The sequence below is a fragment of the Peterkaempfera griseoplana genome, from assembly GCF_001418575.1.
Taxonomy (GTDB): Bacteria; Actinomycetota; Actinomycetes; order Streptomycetales; family Streptomycetaceae; genus Peterkaempfera; species Peterkaempfera griseoplana.
This window is the reverse complement of sequence record NZ_LIQR01000547.1, coordinates 1-7,290: the sequence shown is the minus strand read 5'-3', so window position 1 is coordinate 7,290 and position 7,290 is coordinate 1. Positions and strand designations below refer to the sequence as shown.

Here is a 7,290-nt window from a genome sequence, read left to right as displayed (position 1 = left end):
GCCCTCGTTCTGCACCACGAAGCCGGTGGTGCCGGGCCGTTCCTCCAGGATCCCGGAGAGCGTGCCCGCGGCCGCGTCGTGGCCGGCGCCGCACGGACGGTGCAGCTGGGCCATGCCACGCTCGGCGGCCCGCCGCCGGAAGCCGGCCAGGGTGCGTTCGGCGAAACCGGTGCGGCGTCGGTAGACGGTCTCGGCGGCGCCGATCAGTGCCACCTCGCGATGCCCGAGGTCGGCCAGATGGTCGGCGGCCAGTGCGCCGGCGGCCTCGAAGTCCAGGTCGACGCAGGACAGCCCGGAGGTGTCGGCCGGCAGGCCGATCAGCGCGGCGGCGGAGCCCGTCCGGCGCAGCAGCGGGACGCGCTCGTCGGCCAGTTCGACGTCCATGAGGATCACCGCGTCGGCCAGTCCGCCGCCGGACACCCGCTTCACCCCCGACGGCCCCTCCTCGCCGGTGAGCAGCAGGACGTCCAGGCCGTGGCGGCGGGCCGTGGTGGTGACGGAGGCGGCGATCTCCATCATCACCGGGACGAACATGTCGGTGCGCAGCGGGACCATCAGCGCGATGACATCGGAACGGCTGCCGGCGGGCGAGCGGGCCCCGGTGTGCGGGTGGTAGCCGAGTTCCGCGATGGACTGCTCCACCCGGCGGCGGGTGGCCTTCGAGATGGACCGCTTGCCGCTCAGGGCGTAGGAGACGGTGCTCGGGGACACCCCGGCGTGCCGGGCGACCTGGGCGAGCGTGACCATGCGCTGCTCCATCTCGCGACACTCGTCTGATCGGCACTGAGTGAAGCGCTTCGACAGTGTCATGTCTGCGGCTCCATCGCTTCTTTCCGGGAGAGCTTAGGGACCCCTCCGAAGTGTGTCCAGACCCCGGTGTCGAAGCGTTTCACCAACCCGTCCGGCACGCCCGGCCAGGGGTGGCGTACCTGGATAGAATCCCGGTGCTGCCGACGGCGCGGGCAGCGGGACAGCGGTGGGAAGGGCGGGTCTTGGCGGCGACTCTGGCGGATGTGGCGGCGCGGGCCGGGGTCTCCTCGGCGACCGTCTCCCGGGTCCTGAACGGCAACTACCCGGTGGCCGAGTCCACCCGGCGGCGGGTCATGGCGGCCGTGGCCGACCTCGACTACGTGGTCAACGCCCATGCCAGAGCACTCGCCGCCGCCACCTCCGACGTGCTGGGCGTGGTGGTCAACGACATCTCCGACCCCTTCTTCGGGGTCATGGCCGGGGCGGTCCAGGGCGAGTCCGCCCTGGACGACCTGCTCGCCGTCATCTGCAGCACCGCGGGCTCACCGGCGGAGGAACTGCGCTACATGGGGCTGCTGCTGCGCCAGCGGGTGCGCGCCATCGTGCTCACCGGCGGCCACCAGCTGGACGGTGCCCACTTCGCGGAGCTCCAGGCGCTGGTCAGGCGGGCGGTGGCGGCCGACACCCGGGTGGTGCTGTGCGGCAGGCCCGCGCTGCCGGACACCGGGGCGGTGGCGCTGGAGTTCGACGACTTCCGGGGGGCGCACGCGCTGACCCGCTATCTGCTCTCGATGGGCCACCGCCGGATCGCCTGCATCACCGGGCCCGAGGGCAGTTCCACCACCCGCGCCCGCCTGGGCGGCCATCTGGCGGCGCTCGCCGAGGCGGGCGTGGCGGCGGACGAGTCGCTGCAGGTGCCGGGCGGCTTCGACCGGACCTCCGGCTTCGAGGGGGCCCAGGTGCTGCTGGACCGGCCCGAGCCGCCGACCGCGATCGTGGCGGCCAACGACCTGGCCGCCCTCGGGGTGCTCGCCGCGGCCCGGGAGCGGGGCGTCGACGTGCCGGGCAGGCTGTCCGTCACCGGCTATGACGACATCTCCTTCGCGATGGACGCCTGTCCGGCGCTCACCACGGTCCGGCTCCCGCTGACCGAGGCGGGCCGCCGGGCGGGCCGGATCGCCGCCGGGCGCGAGGCCGCCGCCCCGGGAAGTGTGGTGTCGCTGCGGCCCGAGCTGATCGTCCGGGACTCGGTGGCCGCCCCGTGGATCGGCTGAGCGGTCAGCCCCGTTCCTCCTGGTAGCTGATGCCGTGCTTCTCCGCGATGGGGTTGATTTTGGCGGGGTCGAGCCGGCCGTCGGTGAGCACGGCGGGCCCCGCCTCGACCAGATCCTCGACATAGTGCTCCCAGCCGCCCGGCGAGGAGATCTGCAGGACCCGGGGCGGGGGGTCCGAGGCGCGTCGCAGGGCGTGCGGGACCCCCTGCGGCAGCAGGGCGAACGATCCCGCCGGGGCGAGGTGGGTCCGGTCGTCGAACTCCACGGCGAGGACGCCCTCCAGGACGTACACGGCCTCGTCGGCGCGATGGTGGGTGTGCCGCGGGATGTCCCTGACCAGGGTCACCTCCAGCAGGGAGAAGCGGCCCCGGGTGTCGTCCGTCATCGCCTTGACCGCGAACGCGGGGGGCAGTGGGAGCCTGCCCGGCCGTACCGCGCCGGGCTGCAGCAGGAGGAAGCGGTCTGCGGACATGGCTGTGTCCTCTCGGTGTGCCACAATCGGAAGCGGAATCCGATTCCGGAAAAAGCTTAGACAGGGGAGTCCACGCCGTGTCAACACCGTCCATGCCGGCCGGCCGCAAGCCGCGCGCCGACGCAGAGCGCAACCGGGCCCGGGTGCTGGCCACCGCCCGCGCCCTCTTCGGGGAGCACGGGGAGGCGGTGCAGATGCCCGAGGTGGCGCGGGCGGCCGGGGTGGGCATCGGCACCGTCTACCGGCACTTCCCGACCCGCCAGGCGCTGGTGGAGGCCGCGGCGGAGCAGCGGTTCGGGGAGATCCTGGAGTTCGCCGAGACCGACTGCCTGCGCGAGCCGCAGGCCGGCCAGGGGCTGCGCCGCTATCTGCGCCATGTCGGCGAGGTGCTCGCCGGGGAGCGGGGGCTGTCGGCCGCCCTGGCGGCGGCGGTCGGGTCAGAGGCGCCCCGGGGGGAGATGCTCGCCAGGCTGGAGCGGGCGGTGGGGGCGCTGATCGAGCAGGACCGCGCCGCGGGCGCGGTCCGCGGTGACGTTACCGTCGACGACGTCTATCTGGTGGTGGCCGGCCTGTCCGGCATCATCCGCACCGGCAGCGGCGACTGGAGCCGCTTCGCGGACCTGCTCTTCGAGGGGCTGCGTCCCCGGTCCGGTCGGCCGGGCGCCTGAGCGTTCCGGCGCCTGAACCCCCGGCGCAGCGGCCCCTCGGGTCTCCCGGGTCCCCCCGTCCTCACTCTCCCCCCGTCCTCGGTCCTGCCTCCTCGGTCCTGCCTCCTCACTCCTGCCTCCTCACTCCTGTCGGAGTGTGTCCGCCGGGCAGCCACTTCCCGTCGTCATGCTTTCGATTCGCTTCGATCGGCCCCGATATTCCGGTCCTTTGCAGTCGATCGGCCCGGACCTGCCCGTACCGGCCCTAGCGTCGTGGCCGCGACCCGGCGGTCGGGGACCGTACGGATCGGCAGCGGCGAAAACGGCGAAAAGGAGACCGCGGTGAACCTGGAGACCTCGCTCAAGGAGTGCATGACCATCGAGGGCGCCATGGGCGCCGCCCTGGTGGACTACGGCAGCGGCATGGCGCTGGGTGTCCTCGGCGGCAGCGACGACTTCGACCTCAATGTGGCCGCGGCCGGCAACACCGATGTGGTGCGGGCCAAGATGCGGGCCATGGAACTGCTCGACCTGCGGGGTGAGGCCATCGAGGACATCCTGATCACCCTCTCCGGGCAGTTCCACATGATCCGCCCGCTGACCAAGCGGGGCAGCCAGGGCATCTTCCTCTACCTGGTCCTCGACCGTAACCGGGCCAATCTGGCGCTGGCCCGGCACCGCTCCCGGCAGGTCTGCGAAGCCCTGGAACTCTGAACTCCTTTTTTCGGCCCATGAGTTGAAGGCTTCTGCAATTCCCCATCTGCCGGACTCTGCAGATCTCCGGCAGGCGGGGGCCGCCATCCGTAGCCTTCCGACCACGACGAGTCCGGAGAGGGGGCTGAACCGGCGGTGCAACGGGTCCCGCTGTACCAGGCGAAGGCGGAGTTCTTCCGGATGCTCGGGCATCCGGTGCGGATCCGGGTCCTGGAACTGCTGCAGGAGGGGCCCAAGCCGGTACGGGAGCTGCTGGCCGCGATCGAGATCGAACCGTCCAGCCTCTCCCAGCAGCTGGCGGTGCTGCGCCGCTCCGGGATCGTGGTCTCGGCCCGCGACGGGTCCACGGTGGTCTACTCGCTGGCCGGCGCCGACGTCGCGGACCTGCTGCGGGCCGCCCGGCGCATCCTGACCGAACTGCTGGCAGGTCAGCAGGGCCTGCTCGCGGAGCTCCGCGAGGCGGAACAGAGTCCCGCCCGGCTACTGTGACGCAGCTCACCACCGACCGCGAAATTTCCGGGGACGGTTTCCCCGTTTGCCCATGTGCAAGCGAACCGGGGAACCCGTCCCCGGTTCCCGTCGTCGGGGGGAGCGCCGCAATGGCCGGATCTGCCGTGGACCAGCGAGTGGCCCGTCCCAGGGCCGACGCCGTCCGCAACCGCGAGCGGATCGTGGCCGCCGCCCGGGAGGCCTTCGTCGAGCACGGCCCGGATGTGCCGCTCGACGACATCGCCCGCCGGGCCGGAATCGGCAACGCCACGCTCTACCGGCACTTCGCCGACCGACGGGAACTGATCCGCACCGTCACCCTCTCGGTGCTGATCCGCACCATCGACGAAGCCGAGGCCGCGCTCGCCGAGGAGGCGACCGCCTTCCAGGCGCTGCGGCGCTTTGTGCACTCCGCCGCCGACGAACGCATCGGAGCCATGTGCTCCCTGCTCTCCGGCTGGGTCGAGGCCAGGGACCCCGAGTTCGCCGAAGCCCGGGCGCACCTGGTGCAGGCGATGGAGTCCCTCATCGAGGCCGCCCAGCGCTCCGGGGAACTGCGCCCCGACGTCGCGGTCGGTGATGTGATCGTCGCCGTCACCCAGCTCGCCCGGCCGCTGCCCGGCACCGGGTGCCTCGGGATCGACCGCTTCGTCCACCGGCACCTGGAACTGCTCCTCGACGGGCTGAGCACCCCCCGCCGCTCGGAGCTGCCCGGCACCGCCGCCACATTCGAAGACCTCAGGGGGTACGGGGAGGACTGCCGCTGACCCGACCGCACAGAGCGGCCGCACAACCCATCGGCGCAACGCCCCGACGACCGACCTCCACACCTGTAGACGTGACGATTGTGAGTACCCCCATGTCTCAACCGCCCGCTCCGCACCCCAAGCGCTGGACCGCGCTCGTCTTCATCGCCCTGGCGCAGCTGATGGTGGTGCTGGACGCCACCATCGTGAACATCGCCCTGCCCTCCGCCCAGCAGGACCTGGGCATCACCGACGGCAACCGCCAGTGGGTGATCACCGCCTACACCCTCGCCTTCGGCGGACTGCTGCTGCTCGGCGGCCGGATCGCCGACATGGCGGGCCGCAAGCGGACCTTCATCATCGGACTCATCGGCTTCGCCGCCGCCTCCGCGCTCGGCGGCGCGGCGGTCAACACCGGGATGCTGCTGGGTGCCCGTGCCCTGCAGGGCGCCTTCGGCGCGCTGCTCGCGCCCTCGGCGCTCTCCCTGCTGGCGGTCACCTTCACCGAGGCCAAGGAGCGCGCCAAGGCGTTCGGCATCTTCGGTGCCATCGCCGGCGGTGGCGGTGCCCTCGGCCTGATCCTCGGCGGTGTGCTCACCCAGTACCTGGACTGGCGCTGGGCGCTGTACGTCAACGTCCCGATCGCGGTGGTCGCCGCGGCCGGTGCGATCGCCGTGGTCCACGAGCCCGCCGACAGCCGCAACAGCAACCGCCTGGACATCCCCGGCGTGGTGCTCGCCACCCTCGGCCTGGTCTCCCTGGTGTACGGCTTCACCCGCGCCGAGAGCGACGGCTGGGGCGCCGGCGTCACCATCGGCCTCTTCGTCGCCGCCGCCGTGCTGCTGGCCGGGTTCGCCCTGGTCGAGGGCAAGGTCAAGGCGCCGCTGCTGCCGCTGCGCGTGGTCACCGAGCGCAACCGCGCCGGTGTCTACCTCTCGCTGGGCCTCGCCGTGATCGGCATGTTCGGCCTCTTCCTCTTCCTCACCTACTACCTGCAGATCATCAAGGGGTACACCCCGATCCAGACCGGCCTGGCCTTCCTGCCGATGATCGCCGGCATGATCACCGGTTCCACCCAGATCGGCGCCCGGCTGATGACCCGGGTCCCGGCCCGGCGGCTGATGGGCCCCGGCTTCCTGGTCGCGGCCCTGGGCATGCTGATCCTCACCCAGCTGAAGGTCGACAGCTCGTACGCCGCCCTGGTGCTGCCCGGGCAGATCCTGCTCGGCCTCGGCATGGGCACCTCCTTCATGCCGGCGATGAGCCTGGCCACGCACGGCGTCCAGCCGCGCGACGCCGGTGTCGCCTCCGCGATGGTCAACACCTCGCAGCAGGTCGGCGGCTCCATCGGCACGGCGCTGCTGAACACCATCGCGGCCAGCGCCACCACCAGCTGGCTGGTCTCGCACGGCGGTGACCCCAAGCTGGTCAACCAGGCCGCGGTGCACGGCTACGCCACCGCCATCTGGTGGGCGGTGGGCATCCTCGCCCTCTCCTCCGCCATCGCGTTCACCTTCGTCAACGCCGGCGGCCAGAGCACCGTGGTCTCCGGCTCCTCCGAGGGCGCCGAGGACGAGGTTCCCGTCCCGGTGATCGCCCACTGACCCGGAACGGCTGACCCCGACCGGGCCACCCGTCGCACGAAGGCCCGCCCCTGCCGGGGCGGGCCTTCCGCATGCCGGGGAGTACCGCATGTCCTGGAAGTACCGCGTCCGGGCAATCCCGGCGAGCCCGCGCCCTCAGCCGTGTCTGCGCAGGGCCAGCAGCCGGTAGACCGGGTCGGGGCGGCGCTGCGTCTGGCCGGGCAGCGCCGCCAGGTCCCGCAGCAGAGCGGCGGTCCGGCCCGGGGTGAGCGCCAGCACGGAACGGAGCCGGTCCGCCCGTACCGCCTCCGCGGCCGACCGGGGCGAACGGCCCTGACCGTGCCCGGTGAAGACGGTCTCACCGCAGGGCACCAGACCGTGCCGCGCACCGTGGCCGGTCACGGCCGCCGCGGCGTCATGGGCGACGTCCCGCCGGAAGGGCGCGAACAGGGCGTCGATGTCGCAGCCGACGTCATGGGCGGAGTCCTTGTCCACCGTGGTGATCAGCACCCCGCCCGGCCGCAGCACCCGGGCGCACTCGGCCACCACCGCCGCCGCCTGCGGCAGCAGATGCAGCAGCCACACCGTGCTCACCGCGTCCAGGGCGCCGTCGGC

Annotated in this window: 9 protein-coding genes; 6 read left to right on the top strand and 3 right to left on the bottom strand. The window is 72.5% G+C overall.

Annotated features, from left to right (window positions below):
* Positions 1 to 747 (bottom strand): LacI family DNA-binding transcriptional regulator (locus AOK09_RS32280; protein ID WP_055590772.1); only part of this gene is annotated, 747 nt, incomplete at its 3' end.
* 245 nt (positions 748 to 992) lie between these two features.
* Here AOK09_RS32280 and AOK09_RS32275 point away from each other — a divergent pair.
* Positions 993 to 2,024 (top strand): LacI family DNA-binding transcriptional regulator, encoded by a 1,032-nt coding sequence (locus tag AOK09_RS32275; RefSeq protein ID WP_055590771.1) that lies wholly within the window; start codon positions 993 to 995, stop codon positions 2,022 to 2,024.
* Positions 2,025 to 2,028: 4 nt separating this feature from the next.
* Here AOK09_RS32275 and AOK09_RS32270 read toward each other — a convergent pair whose 3' ends face one another.
* Positions 2,029 to 2,496: a cupin domain-containing protein gene (locus AOK09_RS32270; RefSeq protein WP_055590770.1), complete on the bottom strand. Its 468-nt coding sequence runs from the start codon at positions 2,494 to 2,496 to the stop codon at positions 2,029 to 2,031.
* Positions 2,497 to 2,573: 77 nt separating this feature from the next.
* Between AOK09_RS32270 and AOK09_RS32265 the strand changes: the two genes are divergently transcribed.
* The 5 genes from AOK09_RS32265 (at position 2,574) to AOK09_RS32245 (ending at position 6,696) form a co-directional block, all read left to right on the top strand.
* Entirely contained in the window at positions 2,574 to 3,164 is a 591-nt protein-coding gene (locus tag AOK09_RS32265) for a TetR/AcrR family transcriptional regulator (RefSeq protein WP_245687586.1), read from the top strand.
* 351 nt (positions 3,165 to 3,515) lie between these two features.
* Complete coding sequence (locus tag AOK09_RS32260) at positions 3,516 to 3,857, top strand: hypothetical protein (RefSeq protein WP_055590774.1); 342 nt, start codon at positions 3,516 to 3,518, stop codon at positions 3,855 to 3,857.
* Between the two features lie 135 nt (positions 3,858 to 3,992).
* Positions 3,993 to 4,346 carry an ArsR/SmtB family transcription factor gene (locus AOK09_RS32255; protein ID WP_265736755.1) on the top strand — a complete coding sequence of 118 codons (354 nt, stop codon included), beginning with the start codon at positions 3,993 to 3,995 and terminating at the stop codon, positions 4,344 to 4,346.
* Between the two features lie 110 nt (positions 4,347 to 4,456).
* Positions 4,457 to 5,113, top strand: coding sequence for a TetR/AcrR family transcriptional regulator (locus AOK09_RS32250; RefSeq protein WP_055590768.1), 657 nt, complete (start codon positions 4,457 to 4,459; stop codon positions 5,111 to 5,113).
* A 92-nt stretch (positions 5,114 to 5,205) separates the two neighbouring features.
* Positions 5,206 to 6,696 carry an MFS transporter gene (locus AOK09_RS32245; protein ID WP_055590767.1) on the top strand — a complete coding sequence of 497 codons (1,491 nt, stop codon included), beginning with the start codon at positions 5,206 to 5,208 and terminating at the stop codon, positions 6,694 to 6,696.
* A 135-nt stretch (positions 6,697 to 6,831) separates the two neighbouring features.
* Here AOK09_RS32245 and AOK09_RS32240 read toward each other — a convergent pair.
* Positions 6,832 to 7,290 (bottom strand): class I SAM-dependent methyltransferase (locus AOK09_RS32240; RefSeq protein WP_157876121.1); only part of this gene is annotated, 459 nt, incomplete at its 5' end.

Bases quoted from the DNA above. Each gene is read 5' to 3' on its own strand.
- AOK09_RS32270 (WP_055590770.1), bottom strand. From the start codon at position 2,496: ATGTCCGCAGACCGCTTCCTCCTGCTGCAGCCCGGCGCGGTACGGCCG.
- AOK09_RS32260 (WP_055590774.1), top strand. From the start codon at position 3,516: ATGACCATCGAGGGCGCCATGGGCGCCGCCCTGGTGGACTACGGCAGC.
- AOK09_RS32250 (WP_055590768.1), top strand. From the start codon at position 4,457: ATGGCCGGATCTGCCGTGGACCAGCGAGTGGCCCGTCCCAGGGCCGAC.
- AOK09_RS32245 (WP_055590767.1), top strand. From the start codon at position 5,206: ATGTCTCAACCGCCCGCTCCGCACCCCAAGCGCTGGACCGCGCTCGTC.